The organism is Actinomyces bovis (assembly GCF_900444995.1).
Taxonomy (GTDB): Bacteria; Actinomycetota; Actinomycetes; order Actinomycetales; family Actinomycetaceae; genus Actinomyces; species Actinomyces bovis.
The window spans coordinates 80584-104190 of the sequence record NZ_UAPQ01000001.1 but is presented as its reverse complement, the minus strand read 5'-3'; the positions used below and the strand labels follow the sequence as shown (position 1 = coordinate 104190).

21 protein-coding genes are annotated in these 23607 nt (G+C 64.2%); 14 read left to right on the top strand and 7 right to left on the bottom strand.

Annotated elements, in window-relative coordinates:
* Positions 1-31: 31 nt before the first annotated feature.
* The gene (locus tag DR039_RS00455; protein ID WP_111835452.1) at positions 32-2566 is read right to left on the bottom strand and encodes a DNA gyrase/topoisomerase IV subunit A; all 2535 of its coding nucleotides are present in this window, start codon (positions 2564-2566) and stop codon (positions 32-34) included.
* Positions 2567-2738: 172 nt separating this feature from the next.
* Between DR039_RS00455 and DR039_RS00450 the strand changes: the two genes are divergently transcribed.
* Both DR039_RS00450 and DR039_RS00445 read left to right on the top strand, forming a co-directional pair.
* On the top strand, positions 2739-3401 hold the full coding sequence (locus DR039_RS00450) for a DUF5998 family protein (protein WP_229116715.1): 663 nt from the start codon (positions 2739-2741) through the stop codon (positions 3399-3401).
* Positions 3398-4693: an alkaline phosphatase family protein gene (locus DR039_RS00445; protein ID WP_111835451.1), complete on the top strand. Its 1296-nt coding sequence runs from the start codon at positions 3398-3400 to the stop codon at positions 4691-4693. The genes DR039_RS00450 and DR039_RS00445 overlap by 4 nt, the downstream gene beginning before the upstream one ends.
* 12 nt (positions 4694-4705) lie before the next feature.
* Here the strand turns inward: DR039_RS00445 and sepH are convergent, their stop codons facing one another.
* The gene (sepH, locus tag DR039_RS00440; RefSeq protein WP_111835450.1) at positions 4706-5992 is read right to left on the bottom strand and encodes a septation protein SepH; all 1287 of its coding nucleotides are present in this window, start codon (positions 5990-5992) and stop codon (positions 4706-4708) included.
* Positions 5993-6276: 284 nt separating this feature from the next.
* Here sepH and DR039_RS00435 point away from each other — a divergent pair, with 284 nt between their 5' ends.
* The 4 genes from DR039_RS00435 to DR039_RS00420 all read left to right on the top strand — a co-directional run bounded on the left by DR039_RS00435 (position 6277) and on the right by DR039_RS00420 (position 8540).
* Positions 6277-6582: a DUF4193 domain-containing protein gene (locus DR039_RS00435; RefSeq protein ID WP_111835966.1), complete on the top strand. Its 306-nt coding sequence runs from the start codon at positions 6277-6279 to the stop codon at positions 6580-6582.
* Positions 6583-6655: 73 nt separating this feature from the next.
* On the top strand, positions 6656-7363 hold the full coding sequence (locus tag DR039_RS00430; protein ID WP_111835449.1) for a DUF3710 domain-containing protein: 708 nt from the start codon (positions 6656-6658) through the stop codon (positions 7361-7363).
* Positions 7360-7734, top strand: a complete 375-nt coding sequence (locus DR039_RS00425) for an OB-fold nucleic acid binding domain-containing protein (RefSeq protein WP_111835448.1) — start codon at positions 7360-7362, stop codon at positions 7732-7734. The genes DR039_RS00430 and DR039_RS00425 overlap by 4 nt, the downstream gene beginning before the upstream one ends.
* A complete protein-coding gene (locus DR039_RS00420; protein ID WP_111835447.1) occupies positions 7731-8540 on the top strand; it encodes a DUF3159 domain-containing protein in 810 nt (269 codons plus the stop codon). The genes DR039_RS00425 and DR039_RS00420 overlap by 4 nt, the downstream gene beginning before the upstream one ends.
* On the opposite strand, the gene DR039_RS00415 is transcribed toward DR039_RS00420, so the two are convergent.
* Both DR039_RS00415 and DR039_RS00410 read right to left on the bottom strand, forming a co-directional pair.
* A complete protein-coding gene (locus DR039_RS00415) occupies positions 8509-9264 on the bottom strand; it encodes a potassium channel family protein (protein ID WP_111835446.1) in 756 nt (251 codons plus the stop codon). The genes DR039_RS00420 and DR039_RS00415 overlap by 32 nt on opposite strands.
* Positions 9265-9266: 2 nt before the next feature.
* Positions 9267-9932 (bottom strand): potassium channel family protein, encoded by a 666-nt coding sequence (locus DR039_RS00410; protein ID WP_111835965.1) that lies wholly within the window; start codon positions 9930-9932, stop codon positions 9267-9269.
* A gap of 59 nt (positions 9933-9991) precedes the next feature.
* On the opposite strand from DR039_RS00410, the gene DR039_RS00405 reads away from it, so the two are divergent.
* The 4 genes from DR039_RS00405 (at position 9992) to DR039_RS00390 (ending at position 17062) form a co-directional block, all read left to right on the top strand.
* A complete protein-coding gene (locus DR039_RS00405; protein WP_111835445.1) occupies positions 9992-12142 on the top strand; it encodes an APC family permease in 2151 nt (716 codons plus the stop codon).
* Positions 12135-13547 (top strand): class I SAM-dependent RNA methyltransferase, encoded by a 1413-nt coding sequence (locus DR039_RS00400; RefSeq protein WP_111835444.1) that lies wholly within the window; start codon positions 12135-12137, stop codon positions 13545-13547. The genes DR039_RS00405 and DR039_RS00400 overlap by 8 nt, the downstream gene beginning before the upstream one ends.
* A gap of 182 nt (positions 13548-13729) precedes the next feature.
* Positions 13730-16432 carry an aconitate hydratase AcnA gene (acnA, locus tag DR039_RS00395; RefSeq protein ID WP_111835443.1) on the top strand — a complete coding sequence of 901 codons (2703 nt, stop codon included), beginning with the start codon at positions 13730-13732 and terminating at the stop codon, positions 16430-16432.
* Positions 16433-16603: 171 nt separating this feature from the next.
* Positions 16604-17062, top strand: coding sequence for a tRNA (cytidine(34)-2'-O)-methyltransferase (locus DR039_RS00390; RefSeq protein WP_111835964.1), 459 nt, complete (start codon positions 16604-16606; stop codon positions 17060-17062).
* A gap of 69 nt (positions 17063-17131) precedes the next feature.
* Here the strand turns inward: DR039_RS00390 and DR039_RS00385 are convergent, their stop codons facing one another.
* A complete protein-coding gene (locus DR039_RS00385; RefSeq protein WP_111835442.1) occupies positions 17132-17950 on the bottom strand; it encodes an SDR family oxidoreductase in 819 nt (272 codons plus the stop codon).
* On the bottom strand, positions 17947-18522 hold the full coding sequence (locus tag DR039_RS00380) for a YbhB/YbcL family Raf kinase inhibitor-like protein (protein WP_229116714.1): 576 nt from the start codon (positions 18520-18522) through the stop codon (positions 17947-17949). The genes DR039_RS00385 and DR039_RS00380 overlap by 4 nt, the downstream gene beginning before the upstream one ends.
* Positions 18523-18723: 201 nt before the next feature.
* On the opposite strand from DR039_RS00380, the gene DR039_RS00375 reads away from it, so the two are divergent.
* Together DR039_RS00375 and DR039_RS00370 are read left to right on the top strand one after the other, a co-directional pair.
* Positions 18724-19539, top strand: coding sequence for a hypothetical protein (locus tag DR039_RS00375; RefSeq protein ID WP_170166837.1), 816 nt, complete (start codon positions 18724-18726; stop codon positions 19537-19539).
* Positions 19536-21188 carry a DNA polymerase Y family protein gene (locus DR039_RS00370; protein ID WP_111835439.1) on the top strand — a complete coding sequence of 551 codons (1653 nt, stop codon included), beginning with the start codon at positions 19536-19538 and terminating at the stop codon, positions 21186-21188. Before DR039_RS00375 ends, DR039_RS00370 begins: the two co-directional genes overlap by 4 nt.
* On the opposite strand, the gene DR039_RS00365 is transcribed toward DR039_RS00370, so the two are convergent.
* The gene (locus DR039_RS00365; RefSeq protein ID WP_111835438.1) at positions 21179-21871 is read right to left on the bottom strand and encodes a phosphatase PAP2 family protein; all 693 of its coding nucleotides are present in this window, start codon (positions 21869-21871) and stop codon (positions 21179-21181) included. The two genes, DR039_RS00370 and DR039_RS00365, sit on opposite strands and share 10 nt — an antisense overlap.
* 224 nt (positions 21872-22095) lie before the next feature.
* On the opposite strand from DR039_RS00365, the gene DR039_RS00360 reads away from it, so the two are divergent.
* Complete coding sequence (locus DR039_RS00360; protein ID WP_111835437.1) at positions 22096-22803, top strand: SatD family protein; 708 nt, start codon at positions 22096-22098, stop codon at positions 22801-22803.
* On the top strand, positions 22800-23600 hold the full coding sequence (locus DR039_RS11420) for a hypothetical protein (RefSeq protein ID WP_229116713.1): 801 nt from the start codon (positions 22800-22802) through the stop codon (positions 23598-23600). The genes DR039_RS00360 and DR039_RS11420 overlap by 4 nt, the downstream gene beginning before the upstream one ends.
* Positions 23601-23607 lie beyond the last annotated feature (7 nt).

Here is a 23607-nt window from a genome sequence, read left to right as displayed (position 1 = left end):
CAATCGGCCAGGGACCTAGATGGCGGCCAGATCAGCCGATGGCGGCCACCGGTGCGCTCAGCGGTGTACCGGAGCCGTCCCGGCGCTCATCTACAGCAGGTAGCTCCACACCTTGGCCACCCGCACCCACCGCACGGGCTGGCCCGACGCCCACCCAAGCCAGCACCAATTCGTCCTCACCCCGCAAGAAGCGCTGCGCTCGCACACCACCGGTAGCCCGGCCTTTAGCGGGATAGCGGTCCAAGGGGCTGACCTTGACGGAGCCGGAGTCCATGCCTGGCAGCGCCCCCTCGGAGGCTGCCACGGTTACGACCACGGCCTCAGCCAAGAACTCCTCAGGCACACTGGCCGCCGCAATCACGCGCGCCCCCTCATGCAGCGCGATCCCCGCCATGCCGCCGGCTGCCCGCCCCTGAGGGCGGACTTTAGCGGCCTCAAAGCGCAGCAACTGAGCGTCGCTAGTTACCAGCGCCAGAATGTCAGTGTCATTGGAAATGCTGGCAAAGATCACCCGGTCACCCTCGGCCAGGGAGATGACCTCCCAAGAGTCACCGCGGGCGGGCTCATCCCCGGGCTTAACCCGTTTGATGACGCCTTGCTTGGTGGCCAGGGTCACTGGTGTGGTGGCGTCATCACCGATTGGCACGATTCCCACAACCTTTTCCCCAGGTGCCAGGTCCACCAGCAGTCCCACAGGCGTGCCGCCAGCCAAGGAAGGTGCGCCCTCCAGACGCGGCACCTCCGGCACCTGCACCACGTCCAAGCGCATCAGGCGCCCGCCGTCGGTAACTGCGCCCACCTGCCCGCGTGCGGTGGTGGGCACCTGGCTGACCAGGGCGTCATGTGACTGCCGTGCGCCCGTGCGCGCCACCGGCTCAGCCCCAAGCGTGCGTGCCAGCAGTCCAGTGGCCGACAGCATTACCCGGCAGGGGTCATCCGGGATGGTTAAGGGCACGTCCTTGGCCCTAGCCATCGCCGTCATCGCCGCTTGCTGAGCCGCCAGTGAGGCACCCGCACCAGCCCCGGCAGGCGCCCCTAAACCACCGGCCAGCGCCCCGGCACCAGCCCCGGGCGCTTCCAGCAGCACTGTGCGGCGCGGCGTGCCAAAACGCTCTGCCACTTCAGCCAGCTCACCAGAGACCACACGGCGCAGCAGGGTGTCGTCAGACAAGATCGCTTCTAGCTCAGCGATTTCCTTGGCCAGTTCCTCGTGCTCCTGCTCTAGTTCAATCACCGAGAACTTGGTCAGGCGCCGCAGCTGCAGTTCCAGAATGTAGGTGGCCTGCGGCTCAGTTAGGTCAAAGACCTGCATGAGGCGGGTGCGGGCAGTCGCCGCGTCTTCAGAGGAACGGATCAGCTGGATAACCTCGTCAATATTGAGGATGGCCACCAACAAGCCTGCCACTAGGTGCTGGCGTTCCTTGCGCTTGCCTAGGCGGAAGCGGGTACGGCGTTCCACTACGGTCAGGCGGTGGCGGACAAACACGTCTAGCAGTTCGCGCAAGCCCAGTGTGGAGGGGCGACCATCCACCAGGCACACATTGTTGATGCCGAAGGAATCTTCCAGCGGCGTGTGCTTGTAGAGCTGGGCCAATACGGCCTCAGGGTTGTAACCGTTCTTAACCCCGATGACCAGGCGGGTGCCGTGCTTGCGGTCGGTGAGGTCAGCGACGTCGGTGATGCCCTGAAGCTTCTTGGAGGAGACAGCTTCCTTGATCTTGGCGATTACCTTTTCCGGGCCCACCAAATAGGGCAACTCAGTGACGACGATGCCTTTCTTGCGGGCAGTGACGTTCTCGATGCGGGCAGTAGCACGGGTCTTGAAGAGACCGCGGCCACTCCGGTAAGCCTCGCGCACGCCGTCGAGTCCCACGATCATGCCGCCAGTGGGCAAATCCGGGCCGGGCACAAAGGCCATCAGGTCATCAAGGGTGGCCTGCGGATGGGAAATCAAATGCCGGGCAGCCGCCACCACCTCCACCAAATTGTGGGGTGGCATATTGGTGGCCATGCCAACGGCAATGCCGTAGGTGCCGTTCACCAGGAGGTTTGGGAAAGCAGCGGGCAGAACCTCTGGCTCGGTAAGCGTGTAGTCGTAGTTGGGGGAGAAGTCGACGGTTTCCTCGTCGATGTCAGCGGTAAGGGCCAGGGCAGGGGCAGCCAGGCGCGCCTCGGTGTAACGCGAGGCAGCGGGACCATCGTCCAGGGAGCCGAAGTTGCCGTGCCCGTCCACCAACGGCAGGCGCAGGGTAAAGGGCTGCGCTAGGCGCACCAGGGCCTCATAGATAGCGACGTCGCCGTGGGGGTGCAAGCGCCCCATCACGTCCCCAACCACCCGGGAGGACTTCACATGTGGGCGGTCTGGGCGCAGGCCCATGCGATCCATCTGGAAGAGGATGCGCCGCTGGACGGGTTTAAGGCCGTCACGAGCGTCTGGCAGGGCGCGCGCATAGATGACGGAGTAGGCGTACTCGAGGTAGCTGCTCCGCATCTCCGTGGAGAGATCCTGCTCGACGATCTCACCGTCAATTGGCGGCGGGGTGGCGGTCGTGGCCTTTGGCGACATGGGGGCATTCTCGTAGTTTGCGGCGGGGCGGCGGGCAGCGACACTCTTGAGCCAAGGGCGCGCTGGTCACAGTCGCGGCTCAGTTGCTGACGCTAGCGCCCGGTCGTAGTCCTAGCGCTTGGCGGGGTAGGTGGTCGCGGAGCGTGTCGGTGCTCGGTGGCACAATGTCCGCATGGTGAAAGCAATAGGTCAGGGAGATACAGCGGAGGCCGCTAAAGCCGCGGCAGAAGAGGACCGGGCAGGCACGCCTGGCTCGCAAGCGGGCTCTTTGGCCTGGGAGGCGCTGGCTCAAGAAGTACGGCATGCTGGCTTTTACCCCGATTTGGTCCTGGACACCTTGGAAATGGTGCTCGCAGGAGAGGCTGTCAAGGCCAGCCTGGTCCAGTCAGAAACCACTATCCAAGACGCCGTTCATCGTCACCTCACCGCCCTGGCGCTGACTGACACCCGGCTCCTGATCGTTCACGTTGACGACGCCCCCGGGGAGAACGGCCAGCTCGGGGCGGTTGCGACCAGTGAAGCCGTCTCCATCTCCCGCATCTACTCGGTTTCCATCAGCCGGGCCATGCGTGACGCCAACAATAACGGCGGCCAGCTCACGGAGATGACCATCGCAGCAGGCTGGGGTGCAGTGCGCCGCCTGGACCTAGAGCCAGTCAGCTGCGGTGACCCCAATTGCCAAGCCAACCACGGTCTGAGCGGCGTCTCGGTTCCAGATGACATTGTCATGCGCGTGGCTGCGGGCGTGGAGGGCATCGACGCCCTAGCCAAGGCGGAGGCCTTTGCCAGCGCGCTTTCCCACGCCACCGCCCAGGCCTGCGGGGCTCGATTGTGAAGCAAGTTGAGGCTGCGCCACAGCTGCGTGAACTGCTTGGGATCACCGCTGTCGCCGCCGGACTACAACTAGCCGAGCCCACCCCAGACCCGCTCACCGGTGCCAGCCCGCTCACCCACGCTGAAGCCACCAGAGGCGCCAGCGCTCTAGGCCTCCTGCCGGACACTGAGGCCGTCCCCGGCGCGGTGCTGGTCCTAGTTGACGGCCTGGGCCTAGCTCAGCTGCGTGAGCGGCGCGGACACGCCCCCACTCTGCGCCGGCTCCTAAACGAAGCTGAAAACGCGGAACGCAGCGGGCAACCCGGACCCACAGCCCAGACCTGCCGGCCCTCAACCACCGCCGCAGCCATCACCACCCTAGGCACCGGCGCCCTGCCTGGCATGACTGGCATGGTTGGGTACGCCGTCCTTCACCCCGGCAAGCGAAACCAACTCACCGAACAAAGTGCGCCGCACCCAGGCCAGTTACTTGGCCTAATCTCCTGGGAACACACCACCCTGGACCCGCGCAGCTGGCAAGACGTGCCGACCATCTTCGAAGGCCTGCAAATCACCCCTGGCGCTGCGCGCAGCCACCAGGACGGCGCCGCCACACCATTAGCCGTGGCAGTCAGTCCTGCCCGCTTTTCTGGCTCCGGACTCACAGAAGCTGCGCTGCGCGGAGCTAGCCACCACGGCACAGACCGCCTGGAGTCCCGCGCCGGAGCTGCCGCCCGCGCCTTGCGCCAAGGCACGCCCCTGGTTTACCTATACGTCGGCGAGCTTGATCACACCGGTCACCAATCCGGCTGGACCAGCCAAGAATGGCTCGCCCAACTAGAACGCCTGGACCGCATGCTGGCCGAGCTCCTACGCCGGGTTCCGCGCGGCACCCGCATACTTCTGACCGCTGACCACGGCATGATCGACACCAAGCCCAGTCGGCGCATAGACATCGCCAAAACCCCCACCCTGGCTGCGGGGGTGGCGGCTGTGGCTGGAGAACCCCGCTGCCTGCACCTTTACGTGCCTGGCGGAAGTAAAGACGCCGCAGTCGCCGTAGCCGAACGCTGGCGCGGTGAGCTGGGGGAGCGGGCGCTGTGGATCGGCACCCAGGCGCAGTCCGCTAAGCAGCTGGGGCCCTTAGGGGCGCGCGCCCAAGAGGTCGTGGGCGACGTCGTTGTGGCGCTCGCAGAAGACTGGGTAGTGGTGGACAGTCGGGTGCACAGCGCTCAAGCGATGTCTCTGCCGGGAGTGCACGGTTCCTTCACCCCAGCTGAGATGGAGATCCCGCTGCTGCGCACCATTGCCTAACTAGCGCAGCGGCTATTCAGGCTTGGCACCGAAGACGATCTCATCCCAGGAAGGCACTGAACGGCGATTGCGGCGCTTGGACTTGCCTGCACCAATCCCACCCGCAGCTCCCTTCGCTGAGGTCTTAGCGGGAGCCTTAGTGGGCTCCGGAGCCATACCGGGAAGTTCTTCCTGCTGACTCAACACCTGCTCAGTCTCTTTGGTCTGAGACTCCTGCAGGGCCTGAGCAACCAGCGGTGAGGCCACCGTCTCATCCTCCTCGCGGGCGGGTCGGCGCGTGCCTGCAGGATGATTGCCAGTAGTAGGAATCGAGTGGGCCCGCCGGCGGTCCGCGATGGAAACCACCTCAGCGGCCTGCGTAGTCTCCTCTTGTTGGGCAGCCGTCGCCTCCGGCTCGCTGAGCACCGGCATTGCCCCGGACTCTTCCGGAACCATTGGCTCCGCCCGCACCCCCCGGCTTGCAGCCAAGTCAGCCAATAAGGCGTCTGTGGACTCCGGGTGGGCCGTTGGCCGTGCTGGAGGGAAACTGTCAATCCGCCGTGAAGCAGTCGCAATCGTGCTGGGCGCCGCATCCGCCGTCTCCACTGAGGGCGGCTCGGCAGGAGAGATAAGCGAAGCTGGTGGCACCGGGCGGGAAGTCAAACCATTCCCACTGTTCCCATTGCTGTGACCACTTTGTGCAGAAGCTCCACGGGCCCGAGAGTCCTGGTCGAACACCGCCGGACGCCGTGAACCACTGGCGGCCTCCGTCAGCCAACGAGCTTCGTCGTCGAGTGCCGTTACCGCGCGCGAAGACAGGTCCAGCACCCAGCGGGCCTGCTTCTCCTCAGCACCCTGAACGAAGGTCAATAAGACCTCCCAAGGAGCGCGGCCATCACGCACCGCGTCCCACTCAAGTAACTCCGGGGTCACGCCACGTGTGGCTAAGCGATCAACCACCAACTCACCCAGAACCGGCGAATCTTTCTCCCAGCCGATGCGGCAACCGCGCGCCTGCTCCACCGCCCAGTTGCGTTCGGCGAGCACAGGCCCCTCAAAACGGTGCACATGCTCAATAGAAAGGCCAGTAGTGGCGGCAACCTCTTCTGCAGTGGCCCCCGAGCGCAGCAGAGTTTGAATCTCTCGGGGCGTCAGTGCCTTGCCCGTCTCAGCGGTGCTAGGGGAGTCCAAAGCCGCTGGACGGTCACGCCGCACAGCAGCCCGCAGGGCGTCATCAATGATGAGCTTGTAGCGCTGTCCCTCCGGGTCAGTCATGACGATGGCGTCGCCGTTCGCTCCCAGCAGCTCCAGATCAATCATGTGATTGCCTCCTTCAAGCGCAAGACTGCCACCTACCGATCGTTATTTGGGGGAGGCTTCCCGGTGTGCCCCGCCTGAAAAGCGCCCAGATACGCCACATCTAGGCCTTGAAAAGCCCAGCATCCTGACAAGCTCTGAATGCAAGCTGAATGTGGTCCTGGAACTTCCTCTTCTCCTACCTGAAAGCAAGTGCTAGTATCCGGCTGCCCTTATCGGACGGGCGTGACTGTGTCCTGGTTCACGGTGCCGCCCGAGAACGATCTAGCACAGAGAGTGACGAGGCAATGGCGACCGACTACGACGCCCCGCGCAAGAACGACGACGAGCCTGAGGCCGATTCGCTCGAAGAACTTACTGCGCGCCAAAAAGACCAGTCCTCCGCAGCTATTGAGGAGGACGAGAACGAGGTAGCTGAGGGATTTGAACTCCCCGGCGCCGACCTTTCCCGCGAGGAGCTTTCCGTGCGCGTTGTCCCCCAACTGGAGGATGAGTTCACCTGCTCCGAATGCTTCCTGGTGCATCACCGCAGCCAATTGGCGTACGTTGACGACGCCACCGGCCTGTCGGTCTGCACCGACTGCGCCGGCTGACCCCAGCCCGCGCCTACCTAGCGCCCGTTAAAGCCGGGCGGTTACCGCCGTTTACACTGAAAGAAGCCCAGCTATGGCACTGTTCTCCCGCCGTCGTGACAAGGACGAGGCCTCGTCCGCCAAGGACCAGACGGAGCCCCAGGGTGAGCAGCGCAACTCGGCGGAGCAGGAGTCCGCTAAAGGTCCCTGGGATTCACGTGACTTCTCAGAAGATGAGGTCACTCGCATCGACCTGGGCTCCTTGCGCATACCGGTGGTAGACGGCATGCAACTGCGCTTTGAGGCCGCCCAGCCAGGGGCAGACATTGCCGCTGTTTCCTTGGTACTAGGCGGTTCTCTAATGAGCTTGCGAGTTATGGCCGCGCCCCGCTCCGAGTCCCTCTGGGATGAGGTGCGTCAAGAACTCACCGCCATGATCACCGAGCAAGGCGGAGACGTCACCGTGGCAGACGGCAACTTTGGCAGGGAACTGAAGACCGTCGTAATTGCGGTGGACCAGTCTGGCAAGCAAGCCCGCCACGATCTGCGCCTAGTGGGCTGGGACGGCCCGCGCTGGATGCTGCGCGCAGACTTCCTGGGGCCAGCGGCCACCTCCGCGGAAGCGGCTGAAGCCCTCGAAGAGGTCCTATCGGGAATCGTGGTACACCGCGACGACGTGCCGCGACCCCCGCGTGAAGCGCTGCCGATTCACCCCCCGGGGCAGGCGCCTGGCCCAGAAGCTGAGGACCTGCCCGGATTGGACCCGCTGGCCCCCGGCCCGACCATCGCCGAGGTGCGATGAGCCTCCTGTCCCGCTTAGGTGCGTTACTGAAGGGGCTAAGTCCCAGCCGTGAGGACCTGACCGCGCGCAGCGAGGCAGCGGATGCGCTGCGCCGCGGCACGGTGCACCTGGATCAGGTGCAGGCCAGGAGTCGGGCCCGCGTATCCGGAGTATTGCAGGCGGTTACGCACCGCCCGGCCTCCGCCAAACCAGTGCTGGTGGCTCGGCTCTACGACGGCACCGGCGCCGTAGACCTCATCTGGCTAGGGCGGCGCAATATTGCGGGGGTAGCTCCCGGCGCGCACCTGGTGGCTGAAGGCATGGTGACCGCAGGCCGGTCCCGCCCCATCATCTACAACCCGAGCTACGAACTCTTAGGGCCAGGTCAATGAGTCCAACCGAGCAGAATCTGGCCGCAGCGAACCGTACCGGTCTGAGTGCGATTGACTCCGAACGCTTTGATGCCAGTGCTGCTGTAGGGGGCTGGCGCGGGGTCGTGGAGTCTATGGCTCCGACCCTGGTTTTTATCTTGGTCCTGGCGGTGCAGCCTAAGGCGCTGGTACCTGCGCTGGTGGCTTCACTCGCGCTTAGCGCCATCGCCATGGTTGTGCGCCTGCTGCAGCGCCAAGGCCTGACCCAGGTGCTCGGCGGAGCCGCCCTGGCGGGCCTATCCGCCCTATGGGCCTGGCGCAGTGGTGAAGCCTCCAATTTCTACGCCACCGGCTTGATCATCAACGCCGGTTGGCTCAGCGCCTGCCTGCTGTCACTCCTGTTGGGTTTCCCACTGGTGGGTGTGCTCATGGAGCTGTGGCACCGCGCCTCAGGTGAACTCGCCGGAGCTTCTGAGGATGCAGACGATGGCGAGCAGGCGCAGGCCGACGCTGTCGCCGCTGAGACTGCGGACGACACCACTGCGACGGCACAGGGCCAGACAACAGCTCAGCCAACGCCCTGGTTCACTTGGCGTCAGGAGCCAGCACAGCGCGGCGAGCGCCGCCGCTACTACCTGGGCACCGCGATCCTCGCCGCCATGTTTGCACTGCGGCTGGTGGTGGAGGTGCCGCTCTACTTGGCTGGAGATAAGGCCTTGGGTGCCCTAGGCCTTGCTCGGCTGGCTTTAGGGGTGCCGCTTTTCGCCCTGACCCTGTGGTTTGTGTGGTTGGTTATCAGGCCTGCGCCGGAGCCTGCCCAACGCTGACCTGCCCGGTACTGGCTGGCCCAGCACTGGCTGGGGCGCCCGCAGCCACTGGCAGGTCTTGGGCGCTGAAAAGCGCCGGGATCTCCGCCAGCTGGTGCTCACCCTCCTGAGCAGTCAAGAACAGAATCTCGTCGCCACGCTCAAAACGCTCGTCTTCGTCAGGGTTGATAGGCCGGTAGTCGCGCAGGATCGCAGCGATCACCGTGTGTGGTGGCAGCACCACTGAAGACACCAGTTCACCGATGACCGGTGAGTCGGGGGCCAGCGTCAGTTCGTGCATAGAGGCACCGGACTGGTGGAAGGTGAAGACCGAGACGAGAGAGCCAACACTCACTGCCTCCTCCACTAGTGCCGTCATGATGCGTGGAGTGGATACCGCCACATCCACCCCCCAGGTGTCGTCAAAGAGCCATTCGTTCTTGGGGTTGTTCACCCGCGCCACGGTGCGCGGCACGCCATATTCGGTCTTAGCCAACAGGGAGATCACCAGATTGGCTTTATCGTCGCCAGTAGCGGCTACCACCACATCACAGTTCGCCGCACCGATCTCCTCGAGCGTATCTACGTCGCAGGCATCCGCCAGGTGCCAGTCCGCTTCCGGCACGGAGGCAATGCGCATGGCCTCTGCGGAGCGGTCCAACAAGGTCACCTCGTGACCGTGGCTAATGAGTTCTCGGGCGATGGAACGGCCCACTGAGCCTGCCCCCGCAATGATGATCCGCATGCTTAGGCCTCCTTGGCGGGCGGGCGTGACAGGGTGCGCTGCACTGAACTGACCTGGTCTGAGTCCACAGCCACGTGCAGGCGGTCATGCTCCTGGATGAGCGTGCTGCCTTTAGGGACGAAGGCAGAAGAGCCGCGGGAGATCCAGGCGACTCGTGCCCCTGAGTGCTCCTGAAGGAAGTCTACGGAGGTGCCCACCCAGGCCGGAGCCACATCAGGTTGCGCCAGTGTGACCGCACCAGAGACGTCGTCGAACTCCCGGGCGGAACCGGCGGGCAGCATTCGCCGCATCATCTGTTCAGCGGTTTGTCGGACGGTAGCGACGGTAGGAATGCCCAGCCGCTCATAGACATCGGCGCGCCGGGCGTCGTAGATGCGCGCCACCACCCGCTCCACACCAAAGGTCTCTCGCGCCACTCGGGCGGAGACAATGTTGGAGTTGTCACCATTTGAGACGGCGGCAAAGGCGTAAGCCTCATCAATGCCAGCTTGCTCAAGAGCATCCTGGTCAAAGCCGATTCCCTTGACCTTCCGTCCAGAGAAAGCCGGTGGCAGACGGCGGAACGCGTCCGCGTTTAGGTCGATGACGGCCACTGAGTGGCCCATGCGGTCAAGCTGCGTGGCCATGGAAGCGCCCACGCGACCGCACCCCATAATGACGAAGTGCACGGGCGCAACCGTACCCCCCACCTATGCGCAGACGATAGAGCGACGTAGCATCTCCTCTCGTGCGTGACTTCGCAGACAGCCTCAAACGGCTTCTTGTGGGTCGTCCCGTGCCGAGCGCAGCGCTCGGAGAGACGCTCCTACCCAAACGAATCGCCTTGCCGGTATTCGCCTCCGATGCCCTGTCATCGGTCGGATACGCCCCTGACGAGGTGCTGGTTACTCTGGCCGTGGCGGGTGTGGCTGCCACCGCACTGTCACCGTGGATTGCCCTGGCGGTGGTGGGCGTGCTCATTGTGGTGGTGGCCTCCTACCGCCAGACCGTCCACGCCTATCCTTCCGGCGGCGGTGACTATGAGGTAGTCACCACAAACCTTGGTGAGCATGCGGGCCTGGTGGTCGCCTCCTCACTGCTGGTGGACTACGTACTTACCGTGGCCGTCTCAATCTCATCAGGCTCTTCCTACCTGGTGGCGGCAGTCCCCTCCTTGGCGCCGTATAAGGTCTGGATCGCCATTGGCATCGTCAGTCTCCTGGCAGTTCTGAACTTGCGCGGCACACGCGAGTCCGGTGGTGCCTTCGCTATCCCCACCTACCTGTACATGGTGGCTGTAGGGGCCATGGCGGTTACAGGATTCATCCAAGAGTTCACCGGCCACCTGCAGCAAGCTCCCTCAGCTGCCTACGAGATAGTGCCTGCGGGAGGCTGGGAGTCAGGCCTGACCGGCCTGGCGGGGGCCTTCTTGATCCTGCGCGCCTTCTCCTCTGGCTGCGCCGCCTTGACTGGGGTGGAGGCCATCTCCAACGGCGTCCCCTCCTTCAAGCGACCCAAGTCCAAGAACGCAGCGACCACCCTGCTGATGCTTGGCGTCATTGCCGCCCTGATGCTCATGAGCGTGGTGCACCTCGCTGGTGCCACCGGGGTGCGCATGGTTGAGGACCCAGCTACCAGCCTGCTCAAAGACGGCATCCCCCTGGGCGCCGGCTACCACCAGGACCCGGTGATTGGACAGATCGCTGCCGCTGTTTTCGCCGGTTTCAAGCCGATGTTCTACCTGGTCACCGTGGTCACCGGTCTCATCCTGGTGCTGGCGGCGAACACTGCTTTCAACGGCTTCCCAGTGCTCGGCTCGGTGCTAGGCCGGGATGAGTTGCTGCCCCGCCAGCTCTCCCAGCGTGGTGACCGCCTGGCTTACTCCAACGGCATCATCGTGCTGTGGCTGGGAGCCGTCGCTTTTGTCCTGGGCTTCCAGGCGGACACCAACCGTCTGATTCAGCTTTACATCATCGGCGTGTTCATCTCTTTCACGCTTTCTCAAATTGGCATGGTCCGCCACTGGACCCGTGAGCTGGCTCTAGCCACCGACTCGCGCATGCGCAGCCGGATGCGCCGTTCGCGCTTTATCAACGCCATAGGTGTGGCCGGAACTGGCCTGGTACTCCTGATCGTATTGGTCACCAAAGTGACCCGCGGCGCCTGGATCACCTTACTCGTGATGGCGATCCTCTACGTGGTCATGAACTCGATCCGCCGCCACTACCGGCGCGTCAGCGAGGAACTAGCCGTGGCGGACCTCAGCGAGGCCCGGCTGCTTCCCGCCCACGTGCACGCCATCGTCTTGGCTTCCCGCCTGCACCAACCCACCCTGCGGGCCCTCAGCTACGCCCAATCCACCCACCCCACCTCCATTGAGGCCGTCACCGTAGATATCGGCGACGGCGGCACCGAGCGCGTGCTGCAAGAATGGGAAGAAGCTGACCTGGCGGTGCCCCTTACCGTCCTGGACTCGCCTTTCCGGGACGTGATCCGCCCGGTGGTTTCCTATGTGCGTTCCGTGCGTCGCGAGTCTCCCCGCGACCTAGTGGTGATCTTCCTACCTGAGTACCTAGTCGCTCACTGGTGGGAGCAGGCCCTGCACAACCAGATGGCCTTCCGACTCAAGACTGCGCTGCTCTTTACCCCGGGGGTGGTGGTGGCCTCAGTGCCCTGGCTCCTGGGCGCCCCCGACCACACTTACCGGCGCGCAGGCATGCGCATTAACCCAGCCCAGGAGGTCAAGGGCATCGCCCATGCCGACGATGCCATGCGCCTAGCTTCCAAGGCCCGCCAGCGCCGGGCCACCGCCGCACGCCGGGCTGCCGCCACCCCCGCAGCCCGGAAGGCCAAGACAGACGGACCCAAGGACACCATGAAGGGGCAGCCTCGTGCCTGAGCAACAGTCGGCCAGCGAGACGGGCAAGCAGGTTGAGGAGCTAGTCCTCAAAGTCGGGGCCCCCGCTCACGGCGGACACTGCGTCTCTCGCCTGGAGCACGATCCCACCGGACCCGTGGTCTTCGTGCGCCATGCCTTGCCGGGGGAGACTGTGCGGGCTCGCCTGACTGAACGCGGCGCCCGCTCCTGGCGGGCCGAGACCACCGAGGTCCTGGTGGCTTCACCTGACCGCGTGCGTCCCGCCTGGGCGCAAGCCGGCAGTGGGGGAGTTGGGGGCGGCGAACTCAGCCACGTGGCCCTGCCCGCACAACGTACTTGGAAGCGCTGGGTTCTGGCCGACTGTTTGCGCCGCATCGGCGGCCAAGAGGTGGCGGATGCCGTCGCTGCGCTCCATGAAGCCAAAGGCGGAACCATTGCGGTGGAAGCCATGCCCAGTGAGCAGGCTGCTGAGGCCAGCAGCAGGCCCCGGGTACGAGCTCACGCAGGCACCGCCACCCGCACCCGCATCAGCCTTGCAGTAACCGCCGACGGACAGCTGGGAATGCATGGTTTCCGTTCCGGGGAGGTGCTAGCGCTGAACTCCCTGCCCCTGGCTGTGCCTGAACTCCAGGCACTAGGCCTGACCGAAAGGGTTGTATGGCGCCGCGGTCTCAAGCCTGGAGACACCCTGCACGCCGTCGCCCCCAGTGCGGGAGAACCGCTGGTGCTGGCCGGGAAGCAAGTACTCAATGCCCAAGGACGGCCCACCTCACGGCGGCGAATCGACGAGGTGGTGGACGCCAGCGGGATAGGCCTAGGTCAGCTTCGCTACCGCTTGCATGCTGAAGGCTTCTGGCAGGTGCATCGAGACGCCCCCACCGTGCTGGTGGACCGCGTACTGCGCGCGGCCTTGAGCTCTGAGCCCACCGCCGCCGGGAGCCTCAGCCAGCCCCAGGCCCTCCAAGAAGCCCCTGGGCTCAAAGTCCTGGAACTCTACGCGGGGGCAGGCCTATTCACCCTGCCATTGAGCCTCCTGGCCGGTGAGGTTCGCAGCATTGAAGGCTCCGAGACTGCGGTGCGTGACGCCCGCCGTCTCCTGCATGAACACTCCGGCGCACACCTGTTCGCAGGCCGCGTCAACGCGCGCTCCATTGCTGGGGTGGGCGGCGCCTTTGGCGCTGCTGAGCAGCGGGCTGACGTCGTCGTCTTGGATCCGCCTCGCGCGGGTGCGCGCCGGGAGGTGGTGGCAGCCGTTTGTGGCCTGGAACCGCGGCGCGTGGTGCTGGTGGCCTGTGACCCGGCCGCCCTGGCCCGCGACCTAGGAACCTTTATACAAGGCGGTTACCGCCTGGCTGCTATGAGCGCCCTGGACCTGTTCCCCCACACCCACCACTTCGAGACGATCGCGGTCTTAACACGAGGCTGAGCCTCTAGCTGAGCCGCCTTGGGCATCTCTGCGGACATCTGCACGCGGCGACTAGGGGAAAAGCTGAAGATTCCTCGCTTTTGTTGACACGCGGTGACACGTTGTCGGATAACGTGGCCCCAGGACCCGTGCCGCCGTGGTACCAAGGTCCCAATCGCACCCGAATGGACAGGAGCGACACCTTGACTAGCCTCGACACCTTCGCCGCACGCGCCACCCTCGACGTTGACGGCCGCGCCTATGAGATCTTCCGGCTTGACGCCGTCGCCGGCCTAGAACGCCTGCCATACAGCCTTAAAGTCCTGGCTGAAAACCTCCTACGCACCGAGGACGGCGCAAATATCACCGCCGAGCACGTGCGCGCCCTGGCCAACTGGGACCCCCAGGCGGAGCCGGACACCGAGATTCAGTTCACCCCCGCGCGCGTCGTCATGCAGGACTTCACCGGCGTGCCCTGCATCGTGGACCTAGCCACCATGCGCGAGGCCGTGGCCGAACTGGGCGGCAAGCCTGAGGTCATCAACCCCCTCGCCCCAGCCGAGATGGTCATCGACCACTCCGTACAGATCGACTCCTTCGGCCTGAGCAGCTCCCTAGAAATCAACAAGGAACGCGAATACGAGCGCAATGTGGAGCGATACCAGTTCCTGCGCTGGGGTCAGGGCGCCCTGTCTAACTTCCGCGTGGTACCCCCGGGCACCGGTATCGTCCACCAGGTCAACATTGAGTACCTGGCCCGCACGGTCTTCACCCGCACGGTGGAGCGGGCCACAGCGCAAGGCCCTGAGCGCGTCACCCAGGCCTACCCAGACACCTGCGTGGGCACCGACTCCCACACCACCATGGTCAATGGTCTGGGGGTGCTCGGCTGGGGAGTCGGCGGCATTGAGGCTGAGGCCGCCATGCTCGGCCAACCCGTCTCCATGCTGATCCCGCGCGTGGTGGGCTTCAAACTCACCGGCGCGATCCCCGCCGGAGCCACCGCCACCGACGTCGTCTTGACCATCACCCAGATGCTCCGCCAGCACGGCGTGGTGGGTAAATTCGTGGAGTTCTACGGTGAGGGCGTCGCTGCCGTGCCCTTGGCTAACCGCGCCACCATCGGCAATATGAGCCCAGAGTTTGGCTCCACCGCAGCGATCTTCCCCATTGACGACGTCACCCTGGACTACCTGCGTCTAACTGGCCGCAGTGAAGAGAACGTCCGCCTGGTAGAGGAATACACCAAGGCGCAGGGCATGTGGCACGACGCAAAGCGTGAGCCCATCTTCTCCGAGTACCTGGAACTGGACCTGGCCACCGTGGTGCCCTCCATTGCTGGACCCAAGCGGCCCCAGGACCGGATTGAGCTGTCTGGAGCTAAGGAGGCCTTTGCTAAGGCGCTGCCCATCTACGCCAGTGAGGCCCACAAGCCCACACCTCTGACCCTGGCTGATGGCACTGCCACCGAACTGGACCACGGGCATGTAGCCATCGCCTCCATCACCTCTTGCACCAACACTTCTAACCCCTCGGTGATGGTGGCCGCCGGCATCCTGGCGCGCAACGCCGTGGCCAAAGGACTCAAGAGCAAACCCTGGGTCAAAACCTCCACAGCGCCCGGCAGTCAGGTGGTCACTGACTACTACGAGAAAGCTGGCCTGTGGCCCGCGCTCAACGAACTGGGATTCAATGTGGTGGGCTATGGCTGCGCCACCTGCATTGGAAACTCTGGCCCGCTGCCTGCTGAGGTCTCAGCAGCCGTTAACGACGCCGATCTCACTGTGGTTTCCGTGCTTTCCGGCAACCGCAACTTTGAGGGGCGCATTAATCCCGACGTCAAGATGAACTACCTGGCCTCCCCGCCGCTAGTCATCGCCTACGCCCTGGCCGGGACCATGGACTTTGACTTCGCCACCCAGCCGCTGGGCCAAGACCCGCAAGGCCAGGACGTGTTCCTGGCGGATATCTGGCCTGACCCCACCGAAGTGCAGGCTCTCGTTGACGCCACCATTGACCGCGAGATGTACACGCGCGACTACGCGGATGTCTTTGCTGGCGACGAGCGCTGGCGCGGCCTGGACACCCCCGAGGGGGAGACTTTCGCTTGGGACCAGGACTCCACCTACGTGCGCAAAGCCCCCTTCTTCGAGGGCCTGACCATGGACCTGACCCCCGTGGCAGATATCTCCGGAGCGCGCGTGCTGGCCCTGCTGGGTGACTCCGTGACCACTGACCATATTTCCCCGGCGGGGGCTATCAAGCCTGACTCCCCAGCGGGACGCTACCTGTCTGAGCATGGGGTGGAGCGCAAAGACTTCAACTCCTACGGCTCACGGCGCGGCAACCACGAGGTGATGATTCGCGGCACCTTCGCGAATATCCGCCTGCGCAACCAGCTGCTCGACGGCGTGGAGGGCGGTTACACCCGCAACTTCCTCAGCGGTGAACTGGAGTCGATCTTTGACGCCTCCCAGGCCTACCAGGCTGCCGGAGTGCCTTTGGTGGTTCTAGGTGGCAAAGAGTACGGCTCTGGCTCCTCCCGGGACTGGGCAGCCAAGGGCACGGCCCTGTTAGGCGTAAAGGCCGTGATTGCTGAATCCTTCGAACGCATTCACCGTTCCAACCTGATTGGTATGGGCGTGGTGCCTTTGCAGTTCCCTGTGGGGGAGTGCGCTGCCTCGCTGGGCCTGGACGGGACAGAGATCTTCTCTATCACCGGCCTAACCGCCCTCAACGACGGCATCACCCCCAGCACCGTGAAGGTACAGGCCGCCAAGGCTGACGGCTCCGTGGTGGAGTTCGATGCTGTGGTGCGCATCGACACCCCCGGGGAGGCCGATTACTTCCGCAATGGCGGCATCCTGCAGTACGTGTTGCGCAACCTGGTCCGCGAATCCAAATGAGCCAGTGTGGCAGCGCGAGCCAGTGCGGTAGTGGGGCTGAATAGCCTGTAAATCTCGCTGCTTGAATGGGCTTGATGGTCCCGGTGACCCACCTGCTTGGGACACCGGGACCATCGGGCTTGTGCCTTTCTAAAGGCGGCTCCTCCGCCGCCACGTGGCAGGATGTCCCGCGTGCTGCACGTCGTCTTCTTTGAGCCCCGCATCCCCGGAAACTCTGGCGCCGCCATTCGCCTGAGCGCCAACACCGGCTCCATGCTTCACCTGGTAGATCCACTGTTTGACATGGATGATGCTAAGCTCCGCCGCGCCGGACTGGACTACCACGACCTAGCCAATACTCGCGTGCATCAGACCTGGGACGAGTGCCTGGAGCAGCTGCCCGGAAGGATCTTCGCCTTTACGGCCCGCAGCAACCGCCTCTACACGCAGGTGGACTGGCAAGACGGAGATGCCCTGCTCTTTGGTCCTGAACCCACCGGGCTGCCTGAAGAGATCATGGGTCATGCGCGCGTCACCGACCTGGTGCGCATCCCCATGGTCCCCGGCAACCGCTCCCTGAACCTGTCCAATTCCGCTGCCATAGGCCTGTACGAGGCCTGGCGCACCCTGGGTTTTGCAGGTGGAAACTGAGCTCAGGATCATCTGGGCCTGCCAGAGCAAGGCCGGAATCAGCCAGCCTTAAACAGGGCTGAGTCAGCGTCAGGAAAGTTCACTTGGCCGGACTGTCAGTTCTTCCACGACGGCGTCAACCGGCAGGTCCACTGCCAGGCGCACCGTGGCCGCCACTGAGGTAGGCGTCATATGGTCCTCTGGGCGGTAGCCATTTCCGCGCCCACCCCGGGCCGACTTCCCGGTAGCTGCCCGCGCAGCCTTCACGGTCTGCTGATGGATGCGGCGCTGCATCGGAGTATCAATGCGGCCCGGGAAGATGCTGGTCACCCGCACCTGCCCACGTTCCTCCTCGCGCAGGCAGTTAGCTAGGGCTCGCAGGGCATGCTTGGAGGTGCAGTAGGCCGCGTGGCCTGGGTTTGTGTGCTGCCCGGAACCAGAGTTCACCAGCACCACCAGACCCTTGACGGCACGCAACTGCGGCAGCAGCAGGCGGGTAAGGAGGGCCGGAGCGATCACATTGAGATTCATGACCCCATGCCACTTGGCCGCGTCAAGCTCCGCCACAGAGCCCAGTGACTCCACCCCAGCGCAGTGCACCAAAACGTTCAACTGCTCCAATTTAAGCGCCTTAACAGCCTTGGCGGTGGCGGCGTCATCAGTCAGGTCAGTAGCTAGAACCGTCACCTGCGCCTTGGACTCCTCGCCTAGAACGCTAGCCAACTCCTCCAAGTCCTTGGAAGTGCGAGCGATAAGCACCAGGTCATGGTCGTGGGCCAAGTCCCGAGCAACGGCCAACCCCAGGCCACTGGTGGCTCCGGTTACCAGCGCCAAGGGACGCTTGGCAGGCTTTGAATTAGCGCGGGAAGCGGAGCGGCGGGTGCGGGTTCCGGCGTGCGAGGTGCTCACCGTAGCGGCTCCAAGGCAGTTACCTCGGCGCCCTGAGAGCTGCTAACCGAGTAGGTCACTGTCAGCAGGGCTCGGGCGAGCGCGTGCATCGAGACGTGGAAAGCCACCGTCCCGGGGTTGGCCTCGTCATCAAGTCCCAAAGTCTCCACATCCAGGGCGTGCACCGCAAAGACGTAACGGTGGTCGCCGTCGTCAGTGGGTGGGTAGGGGCCGGACCAGCCGTGTGCGCCGGAGTCATTGCGCACATGGAAAGCCGCCCCCTCCAGCATCAGGTCACTTTCCCCCGCGCCTTGTGCCAAAGAGGTGATGGAGGCGTCTAGGTCGACTATGGTCCAGTGCCACCAGCCCGATGGCGTAGGGGCATCCGGGTCAATGCAGGAGACCACAAAGGAGCGCGTTTCCTCCGGGAAGCCGCTCCAACTGAGCGCAGGAGAGATGTTCTCATGCAGGGCGGTGAAGCAGTCGGCTACACGTTCGCTCTCACGTAGGTCAGTGGAACTCAGAGTAAAAGTTGGCAGGGCGGGCAGGAGGTCGTAGGGGAAGGGTGAACGTGGGCGACTCAGCTTGGGCACAGTGACCTCCAGAAGTCCTCGAACTGGGTAACGACTCAACTGTAGACGTGACAAAGCCTCGGTGACTATGCGTGTCAGCTGCGTAAACCGCAGTACAGCTAACAGCGGCGAGTGCGAGTTACTGAGTTTGCACTTGGAGGTGTCAGAGGGCAACGCTACGCTTATCGAACAAATGTTCGACGCGGGTTGAGAGGGCTCAACATGGCTAGGGGCATCACCTCTGGGAGCTTGGAGGCAACAGTTGGTGCCACCAACCGACTCACGCTCGCCCGAGCCGCCCTGGCACACGCGGAAGAGCATGCTGGCCTGCGCTCCATGCAGGAGCGCAACCTGTCAGAACCTCTGCCCGGAGACGGCGCTGCTGACGGCACCAAACTGGCGCAAATACCTGTGGGAGTAACCCAGGTAATCGGCTCCACCACTGTGCTACTAGCGCTAGCCGCCAAGGCTCAAGGAGAAGGCTGGTGTGCAGTCCTGGGCGGTGAGGACCTAGGTTGGTGTGCCGCCGCAGAACTAGGGCTGGACCTAAAACGAGTGCTCTACATCCCTGCAGGTGAACGCACCGGAGTACAACTGCTGCCGGTTCTAGGGGCACTGCTCGACGGCGTAGATGTAGTGCTGGTCACCGCCTCCGCTGCCTCACGCCTGCGAGCGCGAGACCGCCGTTCCCTGCTGGCCCGAGTGCGTGAGCGAGAAGTTCGACTCCTCACCGACAGCCCTTGGGAAGGCGCCCGCTCTTTGACCGCTAGTCCACAAGCAGAGCAGGGAACTGCGGTGGTGGTGCCCTTCAGGAGTCTGACGGCGGGGACTGCGGAACTACTCACCGCCCCAACTGCCCATGAGCTAGAGACGGGCTACCTGGACTGCCTGACCTGGAGCCTGCAAGACCCAACCCGCCCAGGTACACACCTAAACCTGAGCGTGGGAGCCACAGGAGCCCGCTGGGGTGAAGCGGGGGAGGCGCGCTCGCGGGCCCACAGGCCTGTGCGGCCGGGCGATATACGGGTGGTTGTATGAGTTCTGCAGCTGCGGCAGCGCCTACATCCCGGCTCCTGGCCTTGTGGGTGCCAGATTGGCCCGTCGTCTCTTTAGCAACTCCTTCCCTGCAGACCTCTGCAGGCGGCGTTGGGGCTAAGAACTTGAATCCGGCGGTCCAGGCGGTTGCGGTGCTTGGTGGGGCAGGGGTGGTGGCCGCCTCGGCTCCAGCCCGGGCTGCGGGAGTGACCGCTGGTATGCGACTGCGCCTGGCACGCAGTCTGTGCCCAGAGCTAGTGGTGCTGCCGCCTCAGCCAGAGCGTGAGGCGCGCGCCTTTGAACCCGTGTTGGAGGCCCTAGAGGAGCTGGTGGCAGACCCGATAGTCGCCCGCCCCGGCCTGGCACTGGCGGGAGCTAGAGGACCTGCCCGCTGGGCTGGCGGAGAAGCACAATTAGCTGCCCGCATAACTGAGATAGTTACTGAACGCACGGGGGTGGAGGGACAGGTAGGGGTAGCTGAGTCTTTGCTGGGGGCGGTGCTGGCGGCCAGACGTGGGGTGCTTGTGCCAGCCGGGGAGGTAGCTGATTTCCTAGCTCCTTGGCCCATGAGCAGTTTGCTGGCAGCCCTGACCACTAGGCGGGTGCGCCAGGAAGCTAAGACGCTGATAGAGACCTTCTCTCGCTTAGGTTTACGCCTGCTTGGTGACTTGGCGGTATTGCCGGGGCGGGATGTGGCGGCGCGTTTTGGTCCAATTGGCTTGTTGTTGCATTCACTCGCCTCCGGCAAGGAAGTGCGCTCTTCGTCTCAGCGGCGCCCAGACTCCGACTTGCAGGTTGACTGTGAACTGGATCCACCAGTGGAGCGTTCAGACCGGGCAGCCTTTGCAGCCAGATCTCTGGCGGAGTCTCTGTGCGAGTTGCTGCTCAAGCGGGGTTTGGCTGCTAGACGTCTGCAGGTGCAAGCGGTGTGTGAAAACGGTGCAGAGCGCAGCCGCAGCTGGGTCTTGGAGGGCATGCCGACGCCGTCGGATGTAACCGATCGGGTCCGCTGGCAACTGGAGGGCTGGCTGGCGGGCGGGGGAGAAGGGCCGGCCTCCGCGCTGGTGCATCTGCGTCTCGTCGCTTTGGACCTGTATCCGGCTGGGGCGGAGCAGCGCGGATTGTGGTCGCGCTCAGGGGCGCATGGACGTCAGCGTGCCAGTCGAGCCGTAGAGAGAGTGGAGTCTTTGCTGGGGGTGGGGTCGGTTCTTCGGCCGGTGGTGGTGGAGGGCTGGGACCCGCGCGGGCGCGTGCACCTGCTTCCCTGGGGGGAGGAATTAATGGGGGCGCAGCCGCCGAGTAAAGTGACTCAGCTGCCTCAGAGCTGGCGTGGCGCCCTGCCAGCGCCGTCTCCCGCTGTTGTCCTGTCTGTCCCGGCTCCAGCTCACTTTGTGGATGCTGCTGGGCGTGACCTGGGGGTAGATGCCCACGGGAGGCTGGATGGCATACCCAAAGTTCTGCGGATTAAGGCGGGACCCTACGCTGGTGAGCAGGAGGTTAGTCTCTGGGCAGGGCCTTGGCCGGTGGCTGAGGCCTGGTGGCGTCCTAGCGGCGGGCGTCGGCGTGCCTACCTGCAAGTGGTCACACGCAGCGGAGAGAGCCTGCTGCTAGTGCGAGCAGGGAGGTGGTGGCTGGAGGGCTGCTATAACTGAGCGGAAGAAAGCTGGGGTGGTTTGCTGGCAGTCTGGCGCTGCCGCCAGAACAGTGCCACCAGCAGTACCAGGCAAGGCCAGGTCACCCCCAAGGACCATCCTGCTAGTACGTCTGTGGGCCAGTGGTAGCCCAGGTACACGCGGGATAGGCCTACGCCTAGTGCTAGCGCGGCAGAACAGATGATCGCTGCAGCCTTGTAGCGTGCGGAGAGCGGGGCTAGCACTGCTAGGCAGATCAGGATTGTGGCAAAGGCGGCGGTGCCCAGGGAGTGCCCCGAGGGGAAGGAGTAGTTGCTTTCAGGAGAACCCAGCAGGTCTGCCAGTGGCGGGCGGGGCCGAGCAAAGAACAGCTTGAATCCGGCGGACAGCAGGGCGACTCCGAGCATGGTGCACAAGGTGAAGGCCGCTGGCCGCCAGCTGCTTCTTATGGCCAAGTAGGCGGAGGTCAAACAGGTGAGCAGTGTCATGCCTAAGGGGGAGCCCAGAGTTGTCAGGGCGCTTACCAATGGGGTGATACCTGGGTGGCGCCAGGAGAGCGCGGTGCGAGTTAGCTCCTGGTCAAAGTTGCCGATGTTGGCAGGGGCTAGGTGCAGGGTTAGTGAGAGAGCTAGGAAGATAAGCGCCCCAAGTGCTAGGGGCCAGGCGAATGTTGTCCAGGTGGAGCGCGAGGGTGCTGGTGGCATAAGGGGAGGCTCCGTAGGTTTGTGCTCAGACGTGGCGTCCGAACTGCCGGACTGGCGGGTGTGAAGCTGCGGGTTGGAAGACTGTTGACTGACTGACACGCCTACAGGCTAGGAGATAAGAGCCTGACTTGTATCTCTGCTAGTACAAGGTATGAGCTTGTACTCAAGAGAGGCACTAAAGTGAAATGCTTGTATTCAGAGGAATACAAGTTATAAACTTAAGTATGGCTTTGTTGTACGCCGTGATCGCAGACATTATCTCCTCGCGCACGCTCCCAGATCGGGCAGTGGCCCAGCAAGAGTTTGAGAGCGCCTTCCAACGGGCTGCCGCCGACCTCAAGCTGGCGCAGGCGCCGTACCCCACAGTCGGTGACGAATTTCAGGCTCTCGCCACCAGCCTGGAGACTGCACTCACTCTCACCTTGCGCACAAACCTGCTGCTCCCTGAAGGCCTGGCACTGCGCTTCGGCATCGGGGCTGGGCAAGCTCGCAAGGTGGGCAATGACGATGCTGGCGCCATTCAAGACGGCTCGGCCTGGTGGGCTGCCAGGGAGGCGATCAATGCTGCGCATGCAGCTCAGGATGCCGGTCTAGGTTTCGTGCGTACCCGCTTCCGTATGGCTTCACCGCCAGAAAGGGAGGGGGGCACACCATCCCTACCTAGTGAGTCACTGGTCAACGCCTTCCTGGTGTTGCGGGATCAGGCGGTGGAGCGCATGGCCAACAGGCCCCGCCGTCTGGTGGCCCACCTATTGATGGGGGCCACCCAGGCGGAGGCAGCCCACCGCGAGGGGGTTACGCAGGCGGCCGTTTCTGACCTGGTGCGGGGGAGTGCTGCTGGCCTGTTGGAGGCGCAAAGCCAGCTGGCGGAAATTGAGTCAGATGGATCCGTGAGTTTGCTTAGCCGTCGCAAGCGAAGGAGAGCCCAATGAGTGGACTACTGCTGTTGTTGGTAGGGGTCGTGGCTACCTTGCCCAGGCTGCTCAGTGAGTTGTTTCACTGGCGAAGCGCGCAGCTACGGCGGCGGCTCGGTCTCACGGTCGCGGTGCTCACTTCGCTCTTTGGGCTGCTGGTGGCACTGAGGACTTTGCATTTGGCCTTGAGCCTGTGGTTGGTGCTGGTACTCCTGGCACCCCTGGTATGGATCGTATGGGGTTTGCTCTGTGGCCGAGCTGGTGCAGAGGGGCGGGCTAAGGCGGCACTTTGGCGGGCGCTGGCCCTTGTGGGCTTCGCGGCGGTGCTGGCATTCGGGGAGCAGGGCAGCGCCTCGCGAGCTGTTGCTGGCTGCGCTTTGGTGGGTGTGGGGCTGCTGCTGACAGACCCGGCCAACGACGTCGTCGCCGCACTGCTGCGGCTAGTGCGCCCAGCTGACCTTGAGGGGGCTGGGGCCTTGCGACGAGAACCAGTTGGGGCGCTACTTGGTGGTGGGCGTTGGATCGGCACCCTTGAGCGGTTGCTGGTGTTAGTGCTGGCTTTCAGCGCCGCCCCAGCCGCGATTGCTGCGGTGGTTGCCGCCAAAGGCGTGATCCGCTTCCCGGAGATCAGCGCGGATGTCCCCAAGGCTGCGCCACCAAGCTCTCCCACGGCCGGTGCGCGTCGCCCTCAGGCTGGTGCCAAGGCGGAGGAGTTCCTAATCGGTTCCTTTAGTTCTTGGGGGCTGGCCCTGCTGGCCTATCTGCTGCTGGCACACCTAGGGATCCAAGCCCCTGGCGGGCATACGCCCCGGTGACAGTGCA

Excerpts from the sequence above, each read along its gene's own strand:
- DR039_RS00450 (WP_229116715.1), top strand. The coding sequence starts at position 2,739 with ATGGTGAAAGCAATAGGTCAGGGAGATACAGCGGAGGCCGCTAAAGCC.
- DR039_RS00360 (WP_111835437.1), top strand. The coding sequence starts at position 22,096 with ATGGCTTTGTTGTACGCCGTGATCGCAGACATTATCTCCTCGCGCACG.
- DR039_RS00425 (WP_111835448.1), top strand. The coding sequence starts at position 7,360 with ATGAGCCTCCTGTCCCGCTTAGGTGCGTTACTGAAGGGGCTAAGTCCC.
- DR039_RS00420 (WP_111835447.1), top strand. The coding sequence starts at position 7,731 with ATGAGTCCAACCGAGCAGAATCTGGCCGCAGCGAACCGTACCGGTCTG.
- DR039_RS00435 (WP_111835966.1), top strand. The coding sequence starts at position 6,277 with ATGGCGACCGACTACGACGCCCCGCGCAAGAACGACGACGAGCCTGAG.
- DR039_RS00430 (WP_111835449.1), top strand. The coding sequence starts at position 6,656 with ATGGCACTGTTCTCCCGCCGTCGTGACAAGGACGAGGCCTCGTCCGCC.
- DR039_RS00375 (WP_170166837.1), top strand. The coding sequence starts at position 18,724 with ATGGCTAGGGGCATCACCTCTGGGAGCTTGGAGGCAACAGTTGGTGCC.
- DR039_RS00365 (WP_111835438.1), bottom strand. The coding sequence starts at position 21,871 with ATGCCACCAGCACCCTCGCGCTCCACCTGGACAACATTCGCCTGGCCC.
- DR039_RS11420 (WP_229116713.1), top strand. The coding sequence starts at position 22,800 with ATGAGTGGACTACTGCTGTTGTTGGTAGGGGTCGTGGCTACCTTGCCC.
- DR039_RS00415 (WP_111835446.1), bottom strand. The coding sequence starts at position 9,264 with ATGCGGATCATCATTGCGGGGGCAGGCTCAGTGGGCCGTTCCATCGCC.
- DR039_RS00455 (WP_111835452.1), bottom strand. The coding sequence starts at position 2,566 with ATGTCGCCAAAGGCCACGACCGCCACCCCGCCGCCAATTGACGGTGAG.
- DR039_RS00370 (WP_111835439.1), top strand. The coding sequence starts at position 19,536 with ATGAGTTCTGCAGCTGCGGCAGCGCCTACATCCCGGCTCCTGGCCTTG.
- sepH (WP_111835450.1), bottom strand. The coding sequence starts at position 5,992 with ATGATTGATCTGGAGCTGCTGGGAGCGAACGGCGACGCCATCGTCATG.